This is a genomic window from Dactylosporangium sp. NPDC051087 (genome assembly GCF_055586325.1).
Genome location: NZ_JBVJIJ010000004.1, coordinates 250,210 through 274,154 on the forward strand (window position 1 = coordinate 250,210; position 23,945 = coordinate 274,154).

16 protein-coding genes and 1 pseudogene are annotated in these 23,945 nt (G+C 72.5%); 11 read left to right on the plus strand and 6 right to left on the minus strand.

Annotated features, from left to right (window positions below; all coding sequences use genetic code 11):
• Window positions 1-58 precede the first annotated feature (58 nt).
• Window positions 59-598, plus strand: a complete 540-nt coding sequence (locus ACZ6TV_RS10175; RefSeq protein ID WP_465296820.1) for an inorganic diphosphatase — start codon at window positions 59-61, stop codon at window positions 596-598.
• Between the two features lie 145 nt (window positions 599-743).
• Here ACZ6TV_RS10175 and eccCa read toward each other — a convergent pair whose 3' ends face one another.
• Window positions 744-4,775, minus strand: a complete 4,032-nt coding sequence (gene eccCa / locus ACZ6TV_RS10180; RefSeq protein ID WP_465296821.1) for a type VII secretion protein EccCa — start codon at window positions 4,773-4,775, stop codon at window positions 744-746.
• A 129-nt stretch (window positions 4,776-4,904) separates the two neighbouring features.
• On the opposite strand from eccCa, the gene eccD reads away from it, so the two are divergent.
• Together eccD and ACZ6TV_RS10190 are read left to right on the plus strand one after the other, a co-directional pair.
• Window positions 4,905-6,239: a type VII secretion integral membrane protein EccD gene (eccD, locus tag ACZ6TV_RS10185; RefSeq protein WP_465296822.1), complete on the plus strand. Its 1,335-nt coding sequence runs from the start codon at window positions 4,905-4,907 to the stop codon at window positions 6,237-6,239.
• Window positions 6,240-6,511: 272 nt separating this feature from the next.
• Window positions 6,512-7,741 (plus strand): S8 family serine peptidase, encoded by a 1,230-nt coding sequence (locus ACZ6TV_RS10190; protein ID WP_465296823.1) that lies wholly within the window; start codon window positions 6,512-6,514, stop codon window positions 7,739-7,741.
• 132 nt (window positions 7,742-7,873) lie between these two features.
• Here the strand turns inward: ACZ6TV_RS10190 and ACZ6TV_RS10195 are convergent, their stop codons facing one another.
• Genes ACZ6TV_RS10195 through ACZ6TV_RS10215 form a run of 5 tightly spaced genes read right to left on the minus strand, consistent with a single transcriptional unit; the run spans window position 7,874 to window position 12,298 of the window.
• On the minus strand, window positions 7,874-9,058 hold the full coding sequence (locus ACZ6TV_RS10195) for a MarP family serine protease (RefSeq protein ID WP_465296824.1): 1,185 nt from the start codon (window positions 9,056-9,058) through the stop codon (window positions 7,874-7,876).
• Between the two features lie 4 nt (window positions 9,059-9,062).
• Window positions 9,063-9,716, minus strand: a complete 654-nt coding sequence (locus tag ACZ6TV_RS10200) for an NUDIX hydrolase (RefSeq protein ID WP_465296825.1) — start codon at window positions 9,714-9,716, stop codon at window positions 9,063-9,065.
• Window positions 9,713-10,309, minus strand: coding sequence for a TlpA family protein disulfide reductase (locus ACZ6TV_RS10205; RefSeq protein ID WP_465296826.1), 597 nt, complete (start codon window positions 10,307-10,309; stop codon window positions 9,713-9,715). Before ACZ6TV_RS10205 ends, ACZ6TV_RS10200 begins: the two co-directional genes overlap by 4 nt.
• Window positions 10,306-11,079: an endonuclease III gene (nth, locus tag ACZ6TV_RS10210; protein ID WP_465297012.1), complete on the minus strand. Its 774-nt coding sequence runs from the start codon at window positions 11,077-11,079 to the stop codon at window positions 10,306-10,308. Before nth ends, ACZ6TV_RS10205 begins: the two co-directional genes overlap by 4 nt.
• Before the next feature lie 22 nt (window positions 11,080-11,101).
• Complete coding sequence (locus ACZ6TV_RS10215) at window positions 11,102-12,298, minus strand: CapA family protein (protein WP_465297013.1); 1,197 nt, start codon at window positions 12,296-12,298, stop codon at window positions 11,102-11,104.
• A 1,943-nt stretch (window positions 12,299-14,241) separates the two neighbouring features.
• Here ACZ6TV_RS10215 and ACZ6TV_RS10220 point away from each other — a divergent pair.
• From ACZ6TV_RS10220 to ACZ6TV_RS10255, 8 genes and pseudogenes are all read left to right on the plus strand, one after another.
• On the plus strand, window positions 14,242-14,919 hold the full coding sequence (locus ACZ6TV_RS10220) for a Crp/Fnr family transcriptional regulator (protein ID WP_033363643.1): 678 nt from the start codon (window positions 14,242-14,244) through the stop codon (window positions 14,917-14,919).
• 106 nt (window positions 14,920-15,025) lie between these two features.
• Complete coding sequence (locus ACZ6TV_RS10225) at window positions 15,026-15,625, plus strand: TetR/AcrR family transcriptional regulator (RefSeq protein ID WP_465296827.1); 600 nt, start codon at window positions 15,026-15,028, stop codon at window positions 15,623-15,625.
• 1 nt (window position 15,626) lies between these two features.
• Window positions 15,627-16,424, plus strand: coding sequence for a TIGR03084 family metal-binding protein (locus ACZ6TV_RS10230; protein ID WP_465296828.1), 798 nt, complete (start codon window positions 15,627-15,629; stop codon window positions 16,422-16,424).
• Window positions 16,361-18,039, plus strand: a pseudogene (locus tag ACZ6TV_RS10235) (acyclic terpene utilization AtuA family protein). Before ACZ6TV_RS10230 ends, ACZ6TV_RS10235 begins: the two are co-directional and overlap by 64 nt.
• Window positions 18,036-19,142 (plus strand): acyl-CoA dehydrogenase family protein, encoded by a 1,107-nt coding sequence (locus ACZ6TV_RS10240; protein ID WP_465296829.1) that lies wholly within the window; start codon window positions 18,036-18,038, stop codon window positions 19,140-19,142. The pseudogene ACZ6TV_RS10235 and the gene ACZ6TV_RS10240 overlap by 4 nt, the downstream one beginning before the upstream one ends.
• Window positions 19,143-19,146: 4 nt before the next feature.
• Window positions 19,147-20,727 carry an acyl-CoA carboxylase subunit beta gene (locus ACZ6TV_RS10245; RefSeq protein WP_465296830.1) on the plus strand — a complete coding sequence of 527 codons (1,581 nt, stop codon included), beginning with the start codon at window positions 19,147-19,149 and terminating at the stop codon, window positions 20,725-20,727.
• 8 nt (window positions 20,728-20,735) lie between these two features.
• Window positions 20,736-22,757, plus strand: a complete 2,022-nt coding sequence (locus ACZ6TV_RS10250; RefSeq protein WP_465296831.1) for an acetyl/propionyl/methylcrotonyl-CoA carboxylase subunit alpha — start codon at window positions 20,736-20,738, stop codon at window positions 22,755-22,757.
• Between the two features lie 27 nt (window positions 22,758-22,784).
• The gene (locus ACZ6TV_RS10255) at window positions 22,785-23,945 is read left to right on the plus strand and encodes an acyl-CoA dehydrogenase family protein (RefSeq protein ID WP_465296832.1); all 1,161 of its coding nucleotides are present in this window, start codon (window positions 22,785-22,787) and stop codon (window positions 23,943-23,945) included.

A 23,945-nucleotide genomic window follows, 5' to 3' on the forward strand; every position in this document is an offset into this window, starting at 1 on the left:
TGGTGCTGTCAGGGAGACTAATGGTCGGCGCAGCGGTGCGAGGGTGAGGAGTCATCAGATGGACTTCGACGTGACGGTCGAAATCCCGAAAGGTCAACGCAACAAGTACGAGGTTGACCATGCGACCGGCCGGATCCGGCTCGACAGGACGCTGTTCACCTCGACGCAGTACCCGGCCGACTACGGCTTCATCGAGGGCACGCTCGGCCAGGACGAGGACCCGCTCGACGCGCTCGTGCTGGTGCAGTCCCCGACGTTCCCGGGCTGCCTGATCCGCTCCCGGGCGATCGGCATGTTCCGCATGACCGACGAGAAGGGCGGCGACGACAAGGTCCTGTGCGTGCCCGCCGAGGACCCGCGCCTGGAGCACCTGCGCGACATCCACCACCTGGGCGAGTTCGACCGGCTGGAGATCCAGCACTTCTTCGAGGTCTACAAGGACCTGGAGCCGGGCAAGAGCGTCGAGGGCGCGACGTGGGTCGGGCGGGTCGAGGCCGAGGCCGAGATCGCCGCTTCCCGCAAGCGTTACCAGGAGGCGATCGCGAACGGCACGTATCACGACCCGGGCGTCGCCCCGAACGCGCACGCGACCGAATAAGACGCCGCTCCGGCCGCGGCGCTTCTCCCGCCGCGGCCCGGCGCGCTCAAGGTCTGACAATTGCGGCGTGCCCGGGCGTCACAGACGCAACCGGCATTCTCAGACACGGCCGCACGATTTCGGATCCGACGCGGCAGGGTGCGTTTCAGTCAGCCTCGACGTGTGCGACCTGGATCAGGCGCGCACCGTCGCGGCGGGTGACCAGCCAGCCCCGGCCGGGTGGCAGCGGTCCTGGCCGGACGTTGCCGAGCAGGGCGCCCTCCTCCCGGTCCCCGGACAGCAGCAGGCCAGGCGAGGACAGCTCCCGCAGCCGTTGCAGCACCGGCTCGAACAACGCCCGTGACGCGCCGCCGCTGTGCCGGGCCACAACCAGGTGCAGGCCGATGTCGCGGGCCTGGGCGAGATACGGCAGCAGCGACCCGAGCGGGTTGCCCGCCCCGGTGGCGACCAGGTCGTAGTCGTCGACCAGCACGAAGCACTCCGGCCCGGTCCACCAGCTCCGGCTGCGCAGCTGGTCCTGCGTGATGTCGGGCCCGGGCAGCCGCCGCTGCATGTACGACGCCACCGACGCGATCAGATCCTCCGTCTGCTGCGCGCCGGTGCCGTAGCCGATGAGATGCTCGCTGCGCACGGCGCCGAGCAGGCTGCGCCGGTGGTCGACGAGCACGATCCTCGCCTCCTCCGGCGCGAACCGCCCACCGATCGTCGTGGCCAGGCCCCGCAGCAGCGTCGACTTGCCCGACCCCGCGTCGCCGAAGACCAGCAGGTGCGGCTCCACGCCGAAGTCGACCCGGGCTGGACGCAGGTCGGACTCGGCGATGCCGACCGGCAGGTCGAGCGGATCGCCGGAACCTGCCCGGTCGCCGATCATGGCCGCGTGCGGCACGAGCGCCGGCAGCATCCGCACCCGCGGCGCCGGCGGACCGTCCCACGCCGCCGCCACCGCTCTGACCAGGGCGGTCTGATCACCGCTCGCCGTAACCGGCGGCGCCCCCGCAGGCCGAACCCCCGCTGGCGGGGACCCGACCACCGCGGGTGGCACCGCGGTCAGCGCCGGCAGCGCCACCAGCAGGTGCAGTCCGTCGGACGTGATGCCACGGCCTGGCGCGTCCCTCGGAACGTTGGCGGCGGCCTTGCGCGGCGCGAGTGAGTCGCTCTCGTCGCCGAGCCGCAGCTCGATCCGGGAGCCGAGCAGGTCCCGCAGCGCCGGCCGGAAGTCCATCCAGCGCGACGCCGAGACCGCCACATGGATGCCATACGACAGACCGCGGGTCGCGATGTCGGTGATCGTGCTCTCGAGGTCCTCGAATTCGCCGCGGACCGTCGCCCAGCCGTCGATCACCAGGAACACGTCGCCCCACGCGTCGTCCACGGCGGCCGCGCTGACCGTCGCGCGCCGGCGCCGATACGTCGCCATGCTGTCCACGCCCGCCTCGGCGAAGCGTCGCTCCCGGTCGTTGAGCAGCGCCGCGACCTCGCCGACCGTGCGGCGGACCGCGGCCGGGTCGAGCCGGCCGGCGACCCCGCCGACGTGTGGCAGGTCCCGCAGGCCGAGCAGCTGCCCGCCGCCGAAGTCGAGGCAATACACCTGGGTCTCGGCGGGCGTGTGGGTCAGCGCGAGTCCCATGATCAGCGTGCGCAGCGCCGCCGACTTGCCGCTCTGCGTGCCGCCGACGACCGCGACGTGCCCGTGCGCGCTGTCGAGGTGGAGCCACAGCACGTCGCGGCGCTGCTGCAGTGGCCTGTCGACGTGCGCGACCGGCACCTGCAACGCCCCGCGCAGCCGCGGATCGGCGACGCCCAGCCCGCGCCCCGCCTCGACCACGACCGGGCCGAGCAGCTCGTCGAGCGCCGGTGAGGTGGCCAACGGCGGCAGCCACACCTGGTGCGCGGGGACGCCCTGCCCGGCCAGCCGGTCCACGAGGATGTCGAGCAGGCTCGCGGTGCCGGTCGGCTCGGCCGGCTCCTCCCGCGGCACGACCGGTGGGGCGAAGCGGGTGTCATACACCAGCACGCGCCGGCCCTCGCCCCCGCCCGCACCCGGACGGCGCGGCTGGTGGTGGGCACCCGACACGTATGCCGCCTTGAACCTGGCCAGCGGCTCGGTGCCGGACTTCAGATAGCCGTGCCCGGGCGAGCGTGGCAGCTCATACGCGTCGGGCACGCCGAGCACCGTGCGCGACTCCAGCGACGAGAACGTCCGCAGCCCCACCCGATACGACAGGTGCGTGTCGAGGCCTCGCAGCCGGCCCTCTTCCAGTCGCTGCGACGCCAGCAGCAGGTGCACACCCAGCGACCGGCCGACCCGCCCGATCTGCACGAACAGGTCGATGAAGTCCGGTTTGGCCTCCAGCAGCTCGCTGAACTCGTCACAGATCACCAGCAGGCTCGGCAGCGGCGCGAGCGGCGCTCCCCCGGCGCGGGCCCGCTCGTAGTCGCGGACCGAGTCGTAGTCCCCGGCGCGGCGCAGCAGCTCCTGCCGCCGCACGACCTCGCCGTTGATCGCGTCGGTCATGCGGTCGACCAGCGGCAGCTCCGCCTCGAGATTGGTGATGAACGCGGCGACGTGCGGCAGCCGGTCCAGCCGCGCGAACGTCGCCCCGCCCTTGAAGTCGATCAGCACGAAGTTGAGCGTCTCCGACGAGTGCGTCGCGGCGAGGCCCAGCACCAGGGTGCGCAGCAGCTCCGACTTGCCGGATCCGGTCGCGCCGATGAGCAGCCCGTGCGGCCCCATCCCGTCCTGCGCGGACTCCTTCAGGTCGATCTCCACCGGCTGCCCCTGCGGTCCGACCCCGATCGGCACCCGCAGCCGGTTCCGATGCGGGCGCGGCGCCCACGCCCTCGCCACGTCCAGCGACCACGGGTCGTCGAGCCCCAGCAACGCCGCGAGGTCCTCGCCGGTTTCCCTTCTCGCGTTGTCGGCGTCGGTCCGCCCAACAACCGCCAACCGGAGCGGGGCCAGCCTTCGGGCGATCGACTCGGCCTCGGCGCCCGACAGCCCGTCGGGAACGCCGACGGATTCGCCAGGGCTTGCCGGGTCTCCGTCGTCGACCACCGACGTGGTTACCAGCCGCCCGTCCGACGGGTCGAGCACGATCGCGGTCCGATCGGGCAGCCGCGACGGCGCACCGTCCAGGTCGATCAGCGTGACCCCGTCGACGCCGCCCGCGGTGCCGAGATGGCCGCTGCCGGCCAGGTCTCCGCCGTCGAGCACGACGACGATGTGCGGCGCGGAACGCTGCGCCGCGGCCCGCTCGGCGGCGAACCTCCCCCGGTTGGCGAGCAGGTCGTCGAGCAGCCCCTCCAGCTCGACCGCCGATCCCGCGACGAGCCGGACCGGACCGACCCCGTCCGTGCGGGTCGGATGCATGGCGTGCGGCAGCCATTTCGTCCACTCCCACCGCTCGCGGCGGTGCGGACCCGCGCACACGGCGACCAGCAGATCTTCCGGCGCATGGAACACGACCAGTTGCGCGAGCACGGCTCGTACCAAAGCGGCGGAGGCCTCATCGGGAGCCTCGGCGCTCAGATGGACCCTTGCGAAGCTGCGCAGCGAGAGCGCCACCGGCAGCTCGGGCACCACCGAGCAGGTGTCGAGGAACCGTCGCAGCGCTCCTGCCGTCAGCGGCTCGAGGTCCTCCAGCGGGCCGGTCACGGGCGGGTGCAGGGGCGTGGCGAGGGTCTGCGGGCCGACCGCGACCCGCACGACCGCGAAGTCGCCGTCGGTCGGGCGCCGCTCCCACAGGCGGAAACTGTCGACCGTCGACCACAGCGAGCCCGGATCGGGATGGCGGTAGTGCAGCCCGGCGCGCTGCTTTGTGGCCGTGTCGCGGACCTGCCGTCGCAGCGCCGCCAGGTGGCGCAGATAGTCGCGGCGCGCCGCCATCATCTCCGCCTTCTTGGGCCCGCCTCCCGCGCCGGCCGACGTCAGCAGCATGCCGAGGGTGGAGAAGCCGAACACCGCACCGATCACATACGAATAGGTGCCGCCGTCGCGCCCGGCGAACAGCAGCGCGGTCGCCAGGGTGCCGGTCAGCATCGGCACCACCTGGACCATCTGCTGCCAGCGCGACGCCGGCGCGGCCGGGATCTCGGGCGGTGCCTGGACAACCAGCTCACCGCTCGGGATCTCGGGCGCCGGGCGCCGAGGCGACCGATTGACGACGACCGTGCTCATGCCAGGGACTGTAAAACCTGCGCGGGGGTGCTGGGCGCCGGTTGCATCCAGAGTGACGAGTTCTTCACACAGCGTCGAAAACGGCATCGCGGGCCGACATTGATCCATTGATCGTGGTACCTCTGACCCATGCCCGCAGCATCGCCAGGTCTGGCCCGCGTGACGATCAGTTCGCCACAGCGGCGAGTCGACGTCGCGCTGCCCGACGCCGTCCCGCTGGTGGAGCTCCTGCCCGAGTTGTTGCAGCATGCGGGGGTCGGCCTCGCCGACGACGGCGAGCGCCACGGTGGCTGGCTCCTGCGCCGCGGCGACGGCACCGCCCTGTCCACCACGACCGGCCTCGCCGGCCAAGAGGTCCGCGACGGCGCGGTCCTGCATCTGGTCCCCGCCCGGGAGAGCTGGCCCGACCTCGAGTTCGACGACGTGGTCGACGCGATCGCCGCCGGTGCCCGCCGTCAGGGCGTCGCGTGGAGCCCCGCCGCGACCCGGGCGGCGGCCCTCATCGCCGCCGGTGCCGGCCTGGTCGTCGCGCTCGCGGCAACGGTCCGCGGTGACCTGCCTCTGGTCGCGGCGGTCACCGCTCTGGTCCTGACGCTCACCGGCACGGTCGCCTCCAGGGCCTATGGCGACGCGCTGACCGGCGCGGCCGTCGCCGCGTTCGGCCTGCCGTTCGCGGCGGCGTTCGGCTGGCTCGCCGCCCCTCCGCTCGCCGGCGCCTCGGGTCGGGCGCTGCTGGGCTGCACCGCGCTGCTCGTCGCCTCGCTGCTGGCCGGGGCCGGTGTGGCGCACCTGCTGCGGCTCTTCGTCGCGGCGGCCACGACCGCGTTGCTCGGCGCGGCAGGCGCGTTCCTGGCCATGCAACTGCGACCCGCCGCGGCCGCGGCTGTGGTCCTCGCGACCGTGATCGCGGCGGTGGCCGGCACGCCGCTGCTCGCGATCCGCCTCGGCAAGCTGCCCATGCCGGTCGTCGCCCTGCCCGGTGACCTCACCGCGACCGGCGACGGGCTGGGCGCGCCACCGGACCGCGACCGCGTGTTCGCGGCCGTTGCCCGCACCGACGAGATGCTCACCGGCATGCTCCTGGGCATCGGACTGACCGCGGCGGTGGCCGCGGCCGTGCTCACCCGTTCCCGCGACGTGTCGGGCCTGGTCCTGGTCGCCGTCGCCGGACTGGCCCTGCTGTTACGGGCCCGCATGTTCGTCACGGTCCGGCACCGCGTTCCGCTGCTCGTCTCGGGAGGGTGCGCGCTCACGGTCCTGGCCTTCGCCGCCCCACCGACGGCGGTGCTGGCCTCGATCATCGCCGGGGGCGGTCTGGCTGTCGCGCTGATGGGGGCGAGGGCGGCGTTGCGGCCTTTGTCGCCGTACGCCGGCCGCACCGCCGACATCCTGGACGTCCTCTGCCTGGTCTCAGCCATTCCACTCGCTTGCGCCGTCCTGGGCCTCTACGGCCTCCTCCGTTGACCGCCGCGCACGAGCGCGGGCGCGATTCGTTCGGGTCGGAGCAGCCGAGTGTGCTGGGTCAGCAGGGGCAAGGGTTCAGTCGGTGGCGGGCGGGAGAGCGGTTTCGCAGGGGACGTTTAGAGGCTGGTTAAGAATCGTCCGGGTGTGGGGGTGGGAGGCTGACAGACCCTGCCAACACGGTCCAGAATGGGGCCATCGCACCCGTCCTCCTCCCCCGTGCCGCCGCCCGTGGCCTTGTTACGGCGGTCTTTGCGCTGTTGGTGTGCCTGGTTGTGGCGCAGCCGGCGGAGGCGGATCAGGCCAGGTCGTCGCAGTGGCAGCTCAACGAGCTCGATGCGAGGGACGCCTGGAAGGTGTCGACGGGCAGTGGGGTGATCGTGGCGGTCCTGGACAGCGGGGTCGATGCGGGGCATCCCGACCTCGCTGGGCAGGTGCTGCCGGGCGTGGACCTCGTCGACGGCGGTGACGGGCGGAAGGACCCGGTCGGGCACGGCACGACGGTCGCGGGGCTGATCGCGGGGCGGGCGGACGACAACGCGGGAGTGGCCGGTATCGCGCCCGGGGCGAAGATCCTGCCGGTACGGGTGCTCGACAAGCTGAACAAGTACGACGACCCGGGCGTCATCGCCAAAGGCATCCGGTGGGCCGTCGACCACAAGGCGAAGGTGCTCAACCTGTCGCTCGGCGGGGCGTTGCACAGCGACGCGATCGCAGACGCGCTGCGGTACGCGGCCGCCCGGGACGTCGTGGTGGTGGCGTGCACGGGCAACGTGGCGACGGACCCGTCGATCCATGAGGTGTGGTACCCGGCCCGCGAGCCGGGCGTCGTCGCCGTGGCCGGGCTGAGCGGCGGGAAAGCGCAGCCGAGCGGGCAGCCGACGGTGAGCCCGTCGCAGACGGGTGGGCAGGGCGGCGGGGGCGACGGGCTGTGGGAAGGCTCGCTGACCGGCCCCGAGACCGTGCTGACCGCGCCCGCCGACAACCTGACCGGCGCGCGGCCCGGCGGTGGGTACTGGCAGGTCTCCGGGACCAGTTTCGCCGCGCCGCTGGTGGCGGCGACCGCGTCGCTGATCCGGGCGAAGTACCCGACGATGAGCGCCGCGAATGTGATCAACCGGCTGATCGGCACGGCACGGGATCTGGGGCCCGAGGGGCGGGACGACCAGTTCGGGTACGGCGAGGTCGACCCGCTCAAGGCGCTGCGCGAGCCCGTGGCGGAGGTGGCGACCAACCCGCTGACGGTGACGGCGCCGAAGGCGGAGAGCGGTAAGCCTGCCAAACCCAGCGTCTCGGCAGCGCCGCCGGCGCACGAGGGTGGCGCGGCACCGCTGCCGGCCGACGAGTACGCCGGGCTGGCGGGGGCCAGGCAGACCGCGGACGAGGAGGACAGCGACATGGCGTCGAGCGTCACGATCGGGTTGACCGTGACGCTGCTGCTCCTCGTCGCCGGCGCCGGCGTGGTCCTCGCCAGGCACCGGGCCAGGCACGCACGGCACTTCTAAGACCGCGTCACGCACAAGGCCAGGTCACGCCCAAGCACGCAAGGCCACGTCACACGCAAGCGCGCAAAGCCACGTCACGCCCAAGCGCGCAAAGCCACCCTCACGCGCAAGCGCGCAAGCGCAAAAGTCACGTCACGCGCACTTGCCGGTGCCGGTCGGGTCGTTGTGGGACTTGCCGGCCTCGGCGACGACCGCGGCCTCGTCGGCGGTGATGGCGAAGCCGGTGTTCGGGTCGTCGGCGGCCGCCGCGAAGATGACGCCGAGCACCGTGCCGTCGGGAGAGACGAGCGGGCCGCCGGAGTTGCCGCTGCGGACCAGGGCCCGGATCGTGTAGATCTCGCGGGTGACCTTGCCGTCCTCGTAGATGTCGGGGCCGGTGATGTCGCGGTGGTCGCGGATGCGGGCGGACTGCGCGTTGTACGGCCCGTCCAGCGGATACCCGATCACGATGGCGTCGGCGTTGGTCTCGGCCTTCTTGGTGGCGAACGGCATGACCGGCGCGTTCAGCCCCTTGACGTAGAGGACGGCGAGGTCGCGGTCGGGGTCGTACGCGACGACGATCGCCTTCTTCTGGGAGCCGTTGACCTCGACCGTGGTCGACTTGGTGCCCGCGACGACGTGGGCGTTGGTCATGACGCGGTCGGTGGCGTAGACGAAGCCGGAGCCCTCGATGCGCCGGGAGCAGCTCTGCGCGATGCCCCGGACCTTGACGACGGACCGCTCCGAGTCCTTCACCAGCTTGGAGCCGGCGAGCTTCGGGTCGGGGGCCTCGACCTCCCGGACGCGGGTCGGGGAGAGGCCGTCGAACACGTCGGGGAAGCCGCGGGTGTCGACGGTGTCGCGCAACGCGGCGGAGAGCTGGTCGGCCTGCTGCGGCATGAGCTTGTCGACGCCGTTGAGGATGAACGAGTTGCTCACCGAGCTGGCCAGCCACGGCAGCGACGACTGGCTCAGCGGCGCGGCGACGAGCCAGACCACGACGAGCACCGCGACGACGGAGACGACCGCGCCGCCGGCGTTGTCGACGCCCTGCGCGGTGCGGTTGACGATCGCGCTGCGCAGCCGGTTGCCGACGAAGCTGGCGAGGGCCTGGCCGGCGACCGCGAGGCCGAAGACGGCCGCCAACGAGACGACGACCCGGATCGGGTCGTCGTCGAAGAACTCCGCTATCCGCGGCCCGATCTGCAGGCCCAGCAGCGCACCGCCGAAGAACCCGGCGAATGACAGCAGACCAACGAGGAACCCCTGGCGGTAGCCGTTGACGGCGAACATCACCACGAGGAGCACTAGGACGATATCGATCACGCTGCCAGACACGTATTCAGCCTACGGTGGCGGCACCAGGTGCCGGCAGTTCCTCAACCCGGTCTGTCGGCCAGTCGACCGCCCATCCGCCGAGTTCCAGCAGCGTGGAGACCACTCCGGCGGTGAAGCCCCACACCAACATGTCGTGTATCCGAAACGCCGGGCCGATCCATCCGCTCGGGTGACGCAGCCGCAGCCGGTTCGCCGGGTCGACCAGATCGCGGATCGGCAGCCGCTCGACCCGGGCCACCTCGGCCGGATCCGCCGGCCCGACGGGGTGCGGCGAGCGCCACCACGCGACCACCGGCGTGACGAGGAAGTTGCTCACCGGGATCCACAGGGTCGGCAGGGTCGTGACGACCTCGACGCTGGCCGGGTCGAGCCCGACCTCCTCCTCCGCCTCGCGCAGCGCGCACGCGATCGTGTCGGCGTCCTCGGGGTCGACGGCCCCGCCCGGGAACGCGGGCTGCCCGGCATGGTTCCGCATCGTCGCGGCCCGCTGGAGCATCAGGATGTCGGGGCCGCTGTCCGGCTGCTCGCCGAAGAGGACCAGGACCGCGCTCTGCCGCTGGCCCTCGCCGTCGGGTGTGGGCAGGCGCGTGAAGTCGCCCGCCTCGGTGTCCCGGAGGCGGGTCAGGAGCGGCTCGAGCCAGTCTGGCAGGTCACTCACGCCGGCACCTCGATCCCCAGGTGCTCGGCGGTGAGGGCACGGATCTTCTGCTCGTCGAGAGCTTCGCCCTGGTACGTGTGGACGACGCGGCCTCCCGGTGCGACGAAGAGCGTGGCGGGCAGCGAGACGAGCGGCCTGCCCACCGCCTGGCTCAACGCGACGGAGAACTGCTGGTCGCGGTCTTCCAGCATCGGAAACGTCAGCTGCTTGTCGTCGATGACGGACTGCGCGCCGGTGCGCGAGTCCTTCACGACCACACCGATGACGCGGACCTTGCCGCCGGCCGCGGTCACGAAGCGCTGGAACGCGGGCAGCTCGGTGCGGCAGGGCTCGCAGTACGACCCCCACAGGTTGAGGATCGTCGGCGCGGTGCCGAGCTGGGCGGCGTCGACGTAACGGCCGCCGTCGAAGCACCGCACGGCCATCGCGGGCAGCGGCTTGCCACCGGTGACGGCCGGGGACGGCGACTCGACCGGGCTCAGGCACGGCGGCCCGGTCGGCGCCGCGGCCACGTCATCGGCTTCGGGAGCGGCCGCGGTACAGGCGGAGAGAGCGAGAACGGCGGCCAGCGCCGCGGCGACGAAGCGGCTCATGAGGCCAGGGCCAGCTCGGTCAGCTCGGCGACGCGGGGGCCCTTCAGCAGGGCGAGCGCCGATTCGAGGTCGGTGGGTCCTATCCCGTACGACGGGCAGTCGCGCCGCAGTGTGCAGGCGCCGCAGGCCGGTTTGCGGGCGTGACAGACCCGCCGCCCGTGGAAGATCACGCGATGGGACAGCATGGTCCAGTCGCGGCGCTCGATCAGCGCCCCGACGGCGGTCTCGATCTTCACCGGGTCGGTCTCCCTGGTCCACTGCCACCGCTGGGTCAGCCGCTGGAAGTGCGTGTCGACGGTGATGCCGGGCACGTCGAACGCGTTGCCGAGGATCACGTTGGCGGTCTTGCGGCCGATCCCGGGCAGCGCGACGAGCGCGTCGAGGGTGCCGGGGACCTGCCCGTCGTGCCGCTCGACCAGCGCCTGGCCGAGCTTCATCAGCGAGTCGGTCTTGTTCCGGAAGAACCCCAGCGGCTGCAGCATGTCCTGCATCTCGACGCGGTCCGCGGCCGCGTAGGCGGCGGCGTCCGGGTAGCGCGCGAACAGCTTCGGGGTCACCTGGTTGACCCGCACGTCGGTGGTCTGCGCGGACAGGATCGTGGCGACGGCGAGCTCCAGCGGCGTGGTGAAGTCGAGCTCGCAGTGCGCGTCGGGATGGATCTCCGCGAGTGCCCGCCCCATCCTGCGGGCGCGCCGCTTCAGCCCCAGCGCAGTCTCTGTCACGCTCCGACGATACGTCGCCGCCCGGCGAGGCCGGCTCGGCCCCGCCAGGCGGTCTGCTGGACGGCTCGGATCAGCCCGCCGGTTGCGTGATGGTGCCGTCGGCGGCGATCTTGGCGCCCGTGGTCGGGAAGTCCTGTTTCGTCAGGTTGGACACGAACGGGATCGCCTGCTTCTTCGGGTCCGGCTTCGGCAGGCCCGGCGCCACCATGTAGGTCGCGGTCAGCGAGCCGCTCTTGAACGTGCCGTCGCCGGTCATCGTCACCTTGAGCACGCCGCCGATGCCGACGGTGCCGTTGTAGCTCAGCGCGCGGTAGCCGGCGAAGTTGCCGAGGCTGTAGGCGATGAGCCGGCCCTTATAGAACTCCATCGCCCGCATGACGTGCGGCCCGTGCCCGACGACCAGGTCCGCGCCGGCGTCGATCACCTTGTGCGCGAACGCGATCGTGTCGCACCGGTTCTCCCCGAGGAAGAACTCCGTGCCCGGCTTGGTGTGCGTCTTGTCGGAGCCCTCGGCGCCCTGGTGGACCTGCACGACGACGAGGTCGGCCTTGGTCGCGGCCTCCTTGATCACCGTCTCGGCCGCGGAGAGGTCGCTGCACAGGTTGGACCACTTGTACGACGCGAACCCGACGACCGCGATCTTCAGGCCCTTCGCCTCGCCGACGGAGATCTGCCCCGGCCAGCCGGTGTACTTGATGCCGGCGCCGTCCATCGCCTTCTGCGAGTTCTTGTAGCCGACCTCGCCGAAGTCGTAGGCGTGGTTGTTGGCCATGGTCATCATGTGGAACCCGGCGTCTTTGAGGTTGCTGACATACGACGGCGGCGTCCGGAACGCGAAGCACGTCTTGCCCGCCGACTCGGCCGAGCACTTGCCGACGCCCGTGTCGTCCGTCAGCACCTGCTCCAGGTTGCCCATCTGGAAGTCGGCGGTGAGGAACTCCTTGACCGGGTCGAAGAAGCCCTTGCCGTTGTTGGGTGGCAGCCCGTTGGGCGCCATGCCCATGACGATGTCACCGGTGGCGGTCATCGTGACCTCCGTGCCGGCACCGGCCCCGGCGGGCGCGGACGTCCCGCCCGGCGTGGCCGCCTCGCTGCCCGGCTGCGCGACCGCCGGCGGCTGGCTCTTGCCCGGCTCGGGGTCGTCGCCGCCGAGGAACGTCGCCGCGCCCGCGGTCCCGGCGCCGATCACGAGCGCCGCGAGCGCGCCCAGGATGATCGCCGTGCGCCGGCCGTTTCCGCCCCGCGGCGGTGGGTTCTCCCCCGGCAGCGGCAGTTTCCGCCGCCCCGCGCGCTCCTCGGGCTGATACGCCTGCGCCGCGAACAGGTCCTCGGGTCCCCGGGTCGCGCCCGGGTCGGGCGCCCGCGTGGCCCCGTAGACCGGGCCGGTCGCCTGGCCGCCGTAGACGGGGCCCGTGGACTGCCCGGCGCCGAAGGTCGGACCGGCCGGGCCGTCGTTGTAACCGGGACCGTCGCCATACGCGGGTCCTTCGCCATACGCCGGGCCGCTCGGCGGCCCGCCGGCCGCGAACATCCCACCGGCGGCCGGCCCGCTGTCCCGGAACGACCCGGTGGACTGCAGGTCGGCGTCCCGGAACGTGCCCGTCGCCTGAGGATTCGGCTCGCGCAGCGGCCCCGGCGACGGCGGACCGTCCCGGAAGGCACCCTGCGGCCCCGCATCACGGAACGTCCCAGTGCCCTGCGGACCCGCATCACGGAACGTGCCCGTGCCCTGCGGGCCGCCGTCGCGGAACGTCCCGGTGCCCTGGGGGCCGCCGTCGCGGAACGTCCCGGTGCTCTGCGGCCCCGCGTCGCGGAACGTGCCAGTGCCCTGCGGACCCGCGTCACGGAACGTGCCGGTTGCTTGGGGGCCGTCGTCGCGGAACGTGCCGGTGCTCTGCGGGCCGCCGTCGCGGAACGTGCCGGTGGCCTGCGGACCCGAATCGCGGAACGTGCCCTGCGGCGGGCCGTCCTGGAAGGCGCCCGGGTCGCGGACCGGACCGGCCGGATCGGGGGCGGCGCCGGGCACGGCGGCGGCGCCATAGGTGCCGCCCGGCCTGGCGCTGCCACGGGCCTGACCCGTGGCCCGCTCACCGGTGTCGAACATCGAACCCGTCGGCTGCGCGCTGCCGCGGACCGGGGCGGACCCCTGCGGACCGGCGTCGAACATCGGCCCGCCCGGCTGAGCGCCGCCGCGGACCGGGCCGGTGCCCTGCGCGCCCGCGTCGAACAACGAGCCGGTCGGCTGAGCGCTGCCGCGAGCCTGCGGCCCGGAGTCGAAGGAACCCGGGTCGAAGGAAGAGGGGTCGAAGGAAGAGGGCGAGGCCGAGCCCCGAGCCTGGGGACCGCCGCCGTCACGGCCGGGCGCCGCGGCACCCCGCGCCGGGTCGAACAGCGAACCGGTCGGGGACGCGCTCCCCCAGACCGACGCCGTGCCCTGCGCGCCGCCGCCGAAGGCCGGGCCCGAAGGAGGCTGCGGGGTGCGGTGGTCCTCAGGGGCCCACGCGCTGGGCGGCTGCTGCGCCGCCCGGAAGTCTCCGCCGCGCAGCTCGGCGCCGCGCGGGTCGCCCGGCCTGGTGTCGGCGCTCCAGGCGGCCGTCGCCGGGTCGGCACCGCGCCCGCCGTCGCCACCCCAGGCGGCGGCACCGGCGTCGGACCCCCAAGCGGCCGTCCCTGGCTCCGCGCCCCAGTCGCCCCGACGCCCATCCCCGCCGCCGCGCGGATCGGAAGACCACCCGTCAGCGCCACGCGGATCGGAAGACCGTCCGTCGGCACCGCGCGGGTCGGACGAGCGGCCGTCAGCGCCGCGCGGGTCCGGAGCCCACTGCTGGTCGGCGCCGCGAGGATCAGGACCGGGCCGGCCGTAACCCTGCCCGCGCGCTGGCGGTTGATCGTGTGGGGGCTGCTCGCGATCGTCCGGCCAAGGGGACGGGTCGCTCGGCGGACCACCATAGACCGTCATGCGCTTCCCACCCCAGAGATCAAAGTCCGGCGGGGTCGAGTCGCCCCGGGGCGAACATATCGCACCCCCGCGACGCCGTGACCGTCCGGTTCCGGTGCGTCACCAGTACCTTTGAAGGACGCCGCGCCGCAGGTCGGCATGTATCGTGAGCATCCTGCCCGACGCCCGCGACACTATCGGCGTGTGCATAAACTGACGTTCGCGTGATTGCTCATGGCGAGTGACACGCCAACGGATTCGAGGTGGACGCGATGGACGAGGTATTGGCCCGCAGCGGCATTTTCCAGGGCGTCGAGCCCGAGGCTGCCGAATCCCTCGCCAAGGAGATGGAGACGATCGACGTCCGCAAGGGCGAGATCGTGTTCAGCGAGGGCGAGCCGGGCGACAGTCTGTACATCGTGCTGTCCGGCAAGATCAAGGTTGGTCGCCGCGCCGCCGACGGCCGGCAGAACCTGATCGCCGTGATGGGCCCGAGCGACATGGTCGGCGAGCTGTCCCTGTTCGACCCGGGTCCGCGCACCGCGACCGCCACGGCCGTGCTCGACACGCGCCTCGCCCGGCTGCGCAAGCAGGCCCTGCGCCCGTGGCTGACCAACCGGCCCGAGATCGCCGAGCAGCTGCTGCGGGTCCTCGCAAGGAGGCTGCGCCGGACCAACGACGCCCTCGCCGACCTGATCTTCACCGACGTGCCCGGCCGCGTGGCGAAGACCCTGCTGCAGATGGCGGGCCGCTTCGGCACCCGCGACGGCGGCGTCCTGCGGGTCAACCACGACCTGACCCAGGAGGAGATGGCGCAGCTCGTCGGCGCCTCCCGCGAGACCGTCAACAAGGCCCTCGCCGACTTCGCCTCCCGTGGCTGGCTCCGCCTGGACGGCAAGAGCGTCATCATCATGGACCCCGAGCGCCTCGCGCGCCGCGCCCGCGTGTAAAGCCGGACACGACACCCCAAAAAGGCACGCCCGCCGCGTGCCTTTTTGCTTGCGAGCAAAAAAATCAGGCTTGACTGTTTGTTTTTCGACGAGCACCCTCGAGGGCGTGAGCGCAAACAAGCCGCAGCAGGAACGCAGCCGCGCCACCCAGCAGCGCCTGCTGGAGGCGACGGTCGACTGTCTCGTCCTGCACGGCTGGTCCGGCGCGACGACCACGGTCATCGCCGAGCGCGCCGGGGTCTCCCGCGGCGCCCAGTTGCACCACTACCCCACGCGCGCCGCCCTGGTCCTGGCCGCCGTCACGCACCTCGCCGAGCGGCGGGCCGACGAGATCCGCAAGGAGGCCGCCGAGCTCACCGGCGACCGCGACGAGCGCCTCGACAAGGTCCTGGACATGCTGGCCACCGCGTTCACCGGGCCACTGTTCGTCGCCGCCCTGGAGGTCTGGGTCGCCGCCCGCACCGATCCAGAGCTGCGCGACGCGCTCGTGCCGCTCGAAGCCCGCGTCGGCCGGGAGATGCACCGCCTCACGGTCGAGGTCCTCGGCGCCGACGAGCGCCGGCCGGGCGTCCGCGAGGCAGTGCAGGCGACGCTGGACCTCCTGCGCGGCCTCGGCGTCGCCAACCTGCTCACCGACGACAGCCACCGCCGCGCCCAGCTCCTGGCCGCGTGGAAGGTGCAGCTCACGATGATTCTGGGAGCCTGAGATGGTGACGTTGGACGACGTCCTGCACGACCTGGAAGCGGAGTCCGCGGCGCTCGACCGGCTGGTGTCGGCGCTCGACGGGCAGGACTGGAGCCGGCCGACGCCCGCGAAGGGCTGGACGGTCGCGCACCAGATCGCCCACCTGCACTGGACCGACACGGTGGCCACGCTCGCCGCGACCGACCCGGCCGGCTTCGTGCGGCAGATGAGCGCGATCGAGGACCCGTCCACGATCGTGGACCGGGCGGCCGCGGACAACATCGCGCCGCCGCAGGAGCTGCTGCGCCGCTGGCGGGACGGCCGGGAGGCCCTCGCCAAGGCGCTGAGAGCGCATCCCGCGGACCGGAAGCTGCCCTGGTTCGGCACCGCGATGTCGCCGCTGTCCACCGCGACCGGCCGGATGATGGAGACGTGGGCGCACGGCCAGGACGTGGCCGAGACGTTCCCCGGCCGCGTCGACGCCCAGGAGCACCGCCGGCCCACGCGAAGACTGCGGCACGTGGCCAACATCGGCTTCCGCACGATCGGGCACAGCTTCCTCAGCCACGGCCGCAGCGCGCCGCAAGGCCCGTTCCGGGTCGAGCTGTCCACGGTGGACGGTGACCTGTGGACGTTCGGCCCAGAAGACGCACCCAACCGGGTCGTCGGCCCGGCCGAGGACTTCTGCCTGCTGGTGACCCAGCGCAGCCACCCGGCGGACCTCGCCCTGCAGGCCACCGGCGACGAGGCACGGGAATGGACGACGCTCGCCCAGGCGTTCGCGGGGCCACCCGGAGACAAGAGGGAGCCGAGGCAGTGATCCGCATCGGCAACGCCTCGGGCTTCTACGGCGACCGCGCCACCGCCTGGCAGGAGATGCTCGACGGCGGCCGGCTCGACGTGCTGACCGGCGACTACCTCGCCGAGCTGACCATGCTGATCCTGGCCAAGGACCGGATGAAGGACCCGGCCACCGGCTACGCCAAGACGTTCCTGCGGCAGCTCGAAGGCTTCATCGGCACCGCCCTCGACACGGGCACGAAGATCGTCACCAACGCCGGCGGCCTCAACCCCGCCGGCCTGAGGAAGGCGATCGAGGCGATCACCACGGCCAAGGTCGCCCACGTGACCGCCGGCGAACCCAACGCGTACATCGGCGCCAACGGCATCGCGGAGTGCCTCAGGGCCGGCGCGGACATCGTGGTCACCGGCCGGGTCACCGACGCCTCGCTGGTCGTCGGGCCCGGCATCGCCCACTTCGGCTGGGGGCCCGGGGACCTCGACGCGCTCGCCGGCGCCACCGTCGCCGGGCACGTCCTGGAGTGCGGCGCGCAGGCGACCGGCGGCAACTACGCCTTCTTCACCGAGCTGCCTGACCTCGACCATCCCGGCTTCCCCATCGCCGAGCTGCACGAGGACGGCGCGTCCGTCATCACCAAGCATCCGGGCACCGGCGGCGCCGTCACCGTCGACACGGTCACCGCGCAGCTGCTGTACGAGATCGGCGCCCCCGAATATCTCGGGCCCGACGTCACCACGCGGTTCGACACGATCCGGCTCACCCAGCAGGGCAGCGACCGGGTCGCGGTGAGCGACGTCAAGGGCAGCCCGCCACCGGACACGCTGAAGATCGGCACGCCGACGCTCGCCGGCTTCCGCAACAGCATGACCTTCGTCCTCTGCGGACTGCACATCGAGGAGAAGGCCGCCCTGGTCGAGCGGCAGCTCCGCCGGCGGATCGCAGGCGACCTGGAGTTCCGGCTGGCCCGCACCGACCATCCCGACGCCGACGACGAGCAGCGGGCGAGCGCCCTGCTGGCCGTGCACGTCAAGAGCGCCGACCCGAAGGCCGCCGGAAGGGTGTTCTCCCAGGCCGCCGTCGAGCTCGCCCTCGCCTCCTACCCGGGCCTGACCCTGACGAGCCCGCCCGGCGACGCGACACCGTTCGGGGTGTTCCGGTCGCAGCTCGTGCCGCGCGACGCCGTCCGGCAGGTGGCGGTGCTCCCCGACGGCACCGAGGTGGAGGTCCGATGAAAGTGCCGCTGGGAACACTGTTCGGCGCCAGGTCCGGCGACAAGGGCGGCGACGCCAACATCGGCGTCTGGGCCCGCTCCGACGAGGCCTACGCCTGGCTGCGCGAGACCCTCACCGAGGACAGGCTGCGAGAGCTGCTGCCCGAGGTGCGCGACGTCAGCCGATACGAGCTGCCCAATCTGCGTGCGCTCAACTTCGTCCTGCACGGCATCCTCGGCGAGGGGGTCGCGGCGAGCACCAGGTTCGACCCGCAGGGCAAGGCGCTCGGCGAGTGGCTGCGCTCCCGCGTCGTCGACATCCCCGACGAGCTGTTTCCAGCTCCCCTGGCTTCGCCAGCGGTTCCGAGGGGGGCTGCGCCACCCCACACCCCCCATGCTGCGCACCAGGAGCCGATCCCATGATCGACCCGTTCGCGAAGCCCGAACTGCGGGACCTGGTGCGAAATTTCACCCGCAGGGAGATCGTGCCGCACCTCGACGGCTGGGAGCGGGCCGGCGAGGTCCCTCGCGAGGTGCACCGCAAGGCGGCGGAGATCGGCCTGCTCGGGATCGGCTTCCCGGAGGAGGTCGGCGGCGAGGGCGGCGACCTGCTCGACTCGATCGTGGTCACCGAGGAGATCATCCAGTCGGGCGGCTCGTCCGGCCTGATCGCGGCGCTGTTCACGCACGGCATCGCGCTGCCGCACATCGTCGGCACCCGCGACCGTGACCTCATCGACCGGTTCGTCCGGCCGACCCTGCGCGGCGAGCTGATCGGCTGCCTGGCGATCACCGAGCCCGACGGCGGATCCGACGTCGCCGGAATCCGCACCACCGCGAAGCCCGACGGCGACTCGTACGTCGTCAACGGCACGAAGCTCTTCATCACCAGCGGCGCCCGGGCCGACTTCGCCACCACCGCGGTGCGGACCGAGGACGGCGTGCGGCTCGTCGTCGTCGAGAAGGCGGCGGGCTTCACCGTCACCCGGACCCTGGAGAAGATGGGCTGGCACTGCTCCGACACCGCCGAGCTGTCCTTTGTGGACGTCCGCGTCCCCCGTACACACGACGCCGGCGGAATCCATGAACTGCTGCGGCACTTCGCGGCGGAGCGGCTCTCCCTCGCCGTGCAGTGCTACGCGACGGCGCAGCGCTGCCTCGACCTGACCCTCGCCTGGGTGCGCGACCGGCACACGTTCGGCCGCCCCCTCGCGAGCCGGCAGCTGGTCAAGCACCGCATCGCCGAGATGGCCAGGCAGGTCGACGTCGCCCGCACGTACGTGCGACACACCGCGACACGTGTCGCAAGTGGCGAGCGACTCGTTACGGAGGTGGCGATGGCGAAGAACACGGCGGTCGCGGCCTGCGACCACGTCGTCGACCAGGCCGTGCAGCTGCACGGTGGCCTCGGGTATCTGCGCGACGCCGAGGTCGAGCGCCATTACCGGGACGCTCGGATCATGGGCATCGGCGGCGGGACCACGGAGATCATGAACGAGATCATCGCGAAGCAGTTGGGGGTCTAGAGGCATGCCGATCCTGACCAGTGCGCTCGACCCGCGCGGGAGCGTCTACCTGGACAACCGGGAGGCGATGCTGGAGCGGCTGACCGAGCTGGAGTCGGCGCTGCGGCAGTCGCGCGGCGGCGGGGGCGAGAAGTACGTGACCCGGCACCACGCCCGCGGCAAGCTGCTGCCCCGCGAGCGGATCGAGCTGCTGGTCGACCGCGACTCGCCGTTCCTGGAGATCTGCCCGGTCGCCGCGTGGGGCACCGACTACCCGGTCGGCGCGAGCGTCGTCACCGGCATCGGCATCGTCGAAGGTACGCCGTGCGTGATCGTGGCGAACGACCCGACGGTCCGCGGCGGGGCGGTCAACCCGTTCTCGCTGAAGAAGACCCAGCGGGCCGGCCAGATCGCCCGCGAGAACCGGCTGCCGTTGATCAACCTGGTCGAGTCGGGCGGCGCGGACCTGCCGCAGCAGGCGGAGATCTTCATCCCCGGCGGGGCGGCGTTCCGCGACCTGACCCGACTCTCGGCGGCGGGCATCCCGACCGTCGCGGTGGTCTTCGGCAACGCGACGGCCGGCGGCGCGTACGTGCCCGGCATGTCGGACTACACGATCTTCGTGCGGGACCGGGCGAAGGTGTTCCTCGCCGGCCCGCCGCTGGTGAAGATGGCCACCGGCGAGACGGTGGACGACGAGACGCTCGGCGGCGCCGCGATGCACGCCTCGAAGTCCGGCCTGGCGGACTACATCGCCGAGGACGAACGCGACGCGCTCCGGCTCGCCCGGGAATGCGTCCGGAACTTCGGGACGACGCTCGCCAGGACCTACGGCCCCGAGCCCAAGTTCGACGCCGACGACCTGCTGGGGATACCGAGCGCGGATCTCCGCGTGCCGTTCGACCCCCGCGAGATCCTGGCGAGGATCCTCGACGCCAGCGAGTTCGACGAGTTCAAGCCCGCGTACGGCCAGGCGCTGTGCACCGGCTGGGGCGCCGTCCACGGCCACCGCATCGGCATCCTCGCCAACGTCCGCGGCGTGCTGTTCTCCGCCGAGGCGCAGAAGGCCGCGCAGTTCATCCAGCTCGCCAACGCGGCCGGCACGCCGCTGCTCTTCCTGCAGAACACGACCGGGTACATGGTCGGCAGCGAGTACGAGCAGGGCGGCATCATCAAGCACGGCGCGCTCATGATCAACGCGGTGGCGAACTCCAAGGTGCCGCACCTGACGATCAACATCGGCGCGTCGTACGGCGCCGGCAACTACGGCATGTGCGGCCGCGCCTTCGAACCCCGCTTCCTCTTCACCTGGCCGAACGCCAAGTCGGCCGTCATGGGCCCGCAGCAGCTGGCCGGGGTGCTGTCCATCGTCGCCCGGCAGGCCGCGGAGGCGAAGGGCCACGCCTACGACGAGGAACAGGACCGCACGATGCGGTTCATGGTCGAGCACAAGGTCGAGCAGGAGTCCGCGGCGCTGTTCCTGTCCGGCCGCCTGTACGACGACGGCGTGATCGACCCTCGCGACACCCGCACCGTGCTGGGCATGTGCCTGGCGCTCGTCCGATCGGGCGACCAGCACCCCAACTTCGGCGTCTTCCGACTCTAGGAGAAATCGTGATCAGAAGGCTCCTGGTCGCCAACCGGGGCGAGATCGCCAGGCGGGTGTTCGCCACCTGCCGGGCGATGGGCGTCGAGACGGTCGCCGTCTACTCCGACTCCGACGCCGACGCGCCGCACGTCGCCGAGGCCGACTACGCCGTGCACCTGCCCGGCAACGCGCCGACCGCGACGTACCTGCGCGGCGACCTGATCGTCGCGGCGGCCCGCAAGTGCGGCGCCGACGCCGTGCACCCCGGATACGGGTTCCTGTCGGAGAACGCCGACTTCGCGCGGGCCGTCATCGACGCCGGGCTGACCTGGGTCGGGCCGTCGCCGAAGGCGATCGCGCTGATGGGCTCGAAGATCGAGGCGAAGGCGCTGCTGGCCGACGTGGGCGTGCCGATGCTGCCGACCGCGCTCGAGCCCGAGCAGGTCGACGCGTTCCCGGTGCTGGTCAAGGCGTCGGCGGGCGGCGGTGGGCGGGGCATGCGCATCGTCCGGGACCGCGAGGCCCTCGCCGAGGCCGTCGCGGCCGCGCGGCGCGAGGCGGCGTCGGCGTTCGGCGACGGGACCGTGTTCTGCGAGCGGTACGTCGAACGCGCCCGCCACATCGAGGTCCAGATCATGGCCGATACGCACGGCAACGTCGTGACGCTCGGCGAGCGGGAGTGCTCCATCCAGCGCCGGCACCAGAAGATCGTCGAGGAGACGCCGTCGCCGGCGGTGGACCCGCAGCTGCGGGACCGGCTCTGCCAGGCGGCGATCGCGGCGGCCCGCGCGGTGTCCTATGTGGGCGCCGGCACGGTCGAGTTCCTCCTCGCGCCGTCCGGCGAGTTCTTCTTCCTGGAGATGAACACCCGCCTGCAGGTCGAGCACCCCGTGACCGAGTGCGTGGTCGGCGTCGACCTGGTGCGCCTGCAACTGGTCGTCGCCGAGGGCGGCCCGCTGCCGTTCAACGGCCCGCCGCCGCTGCGCGGGCACGCGATCGAGGTCCGCCTGTACGCCGAGGACCCCGCCTACGCCTGGATGCCCTCGACCGGCACGCTGCACCGCTTCGAGGTGCCCGGTGTCGGGCACTCGTTCGGCCCGTTGCCCGCGCCGGGGCTGCGCCTGGACTCCGGGGTCGCGGACGGCTCCGTGGTCGGCGTGCACTACGACCCGATGCTCGCCAAGCTGATCGCCTGGGCGCCGACCCGCGCCGAGGCCGCCCGGATGCTGTCCAACGCGCTCGCGCGGGCCCGCTTCCACGGCGTCACCACCAACCGGGACCTGCTGGTGCGGGTGCTGCGGCACTCGGCGTTCCTGTCCGGCGGCACCGACACCGGATTCCTGGACCGGCACCCCGAGGTGTTCGCGCCGCTGCTGTCGTCGGTCGACGCGGTGCGCCTGTCGTGCCTGGCGGCGGCGCTGTCCGGCGCCGCGCGGCGGGCCAAGACCGCCACGCTGCCGGGGCTGCCCTCCGGATGGCGCAACGTCCCGAGCGCGCTGCAGACGGTGGTGTACGAGGGTCCGACCGGCACGATCGAGGTCGGCTACCGGCTGGACCGGCTCAACGACCTGGCGGCCTGGGCGGTGCGCCGGATCGACCCCGACGACGTGGGGCTGCCCGGTGCCGCGCTCGACCCGGCCGGCGCGCCGGACCACCCGCCCGTGGAGATCCTGTCGGCCACCGCCGAGCAGGTCGTGCTCGACGTCGCCGGGGTGCGCCTGCAGTTCGCGGTCGCCGCGGTCGGCCCGATGTCCTATGTGGACAGCTCCGAGGGCTCGGTGACGCTGACCGAGCTGCCCCGCTACCCGCTGCCGGTCGCCGAGCAGCCCGAAGGTTCCCTGATCGCGCCGCTGCCCGGCGCGGTCGGCCGGGTCCTCGTCGTGCCCGGCCAGCGGGTCGCCGCCGGCGAGCTGCTGCTGACCGTCGAGGCGATGAAGCTCGAACACCCCGTCCACGCCCCCACCGACGGGGTCATCAGCGACCTGCGGGTCGCGGCCGGCTCACAGGTCGAGTCGGGAGCCCTGCTGGCGGTGCTCACCCCGGCGTAGTTCATTTCTGATTGGAGCCCACCCCTCATGGACTTCGACTACACATCCGAACAGCAGGCCCTCCGCGACGCGGTGGCGAAGCTCGGCAAGCGCTACGGGCACGAGTACTTCGTGCGCAAGGCCAAGGCCGGCGAGCACTCCGACGAGCTGTGGGACGAGGCGGCCAAGCTCGGCTACCTCGGCGTCAGCGTGCCCGAGGAGTTCGGCGGCGGTGGCGGCGGCATCACCGAGCTCGCGATCGTCTGCGAGGAGCTCGCCGCGGCCGGCGCGCCGCTGCTGCTGCTCGTGGTCTCGCCCGCCATCGCGGCCACGATCGTCGCCCGGCACGGGACGCCGGCGCAGCGGGAGCGCTGGCTGCCCGGCTTCGCCGACGGCACCCGCAAGGTCTGCTTCGCCATCACCGAGCCCGACGCGGGCTCCAACTTCCACAAGCTGTCCACCGTGGCCCGCCGCGACGGCGACGACTACGTGATCACCGGCCGCAAGGTGTACATCTCCGGCTTCGACGAGTGCTCGCAGGTCGTGGTGGTGGCCCGGATGGCCGACGAGCGCACCGGCAAGCTGAAGCCGGCGCTGTTCCTGGTGCCCACCGACGCCCCCGGGCTGACCGCGTCCAAACTGGACATGGAGATCGTGTCGCCGGAGAACCAGTTCCTGCTCTTCTTCGACGAGGTACGGGTCCCGGCCGGCACCCTGATCGGCGAGGACCCGGAGGCGGGGCTGCCGGCGCTGTTCTCCGGCCTGAACCCGGAGCGGATCACGGTCGCGGCGATGGCGTGCGGGACGGCCCGGTATGCGCTCGAGCGGGCCTCCACGTACACCGCCAGCCGGTCGATCTGGGGACGGTCGATCGGCAGCCATCAGGGTGTCTCCCACCCGATGGCGCACGCGCACATCCAGGTCGAGCTGGCCCGGCTGATGGTGGCCAAGGCCGCCGCGCTGTATGACGCCGGGCGTGACCTGGAGGCGGGCGTCAACGCGAACATGGCGAAGTACGCGTCGGCGGAGGCCTCGGCGCTCGCCGTGGACACCGCGATCCAGGCGCACGGCGGCAACGGCATGACCACCGAGTACGGCGTCGCGACGCTGCTGGGCGCCACCCGGGCCGGGCGGATCGCGCCGGTCTCCCGCGAGATGATCCTCAACTTCGTCGCCCAGCACCTGCTGGGCCAGGAGAAGTCCTACTGA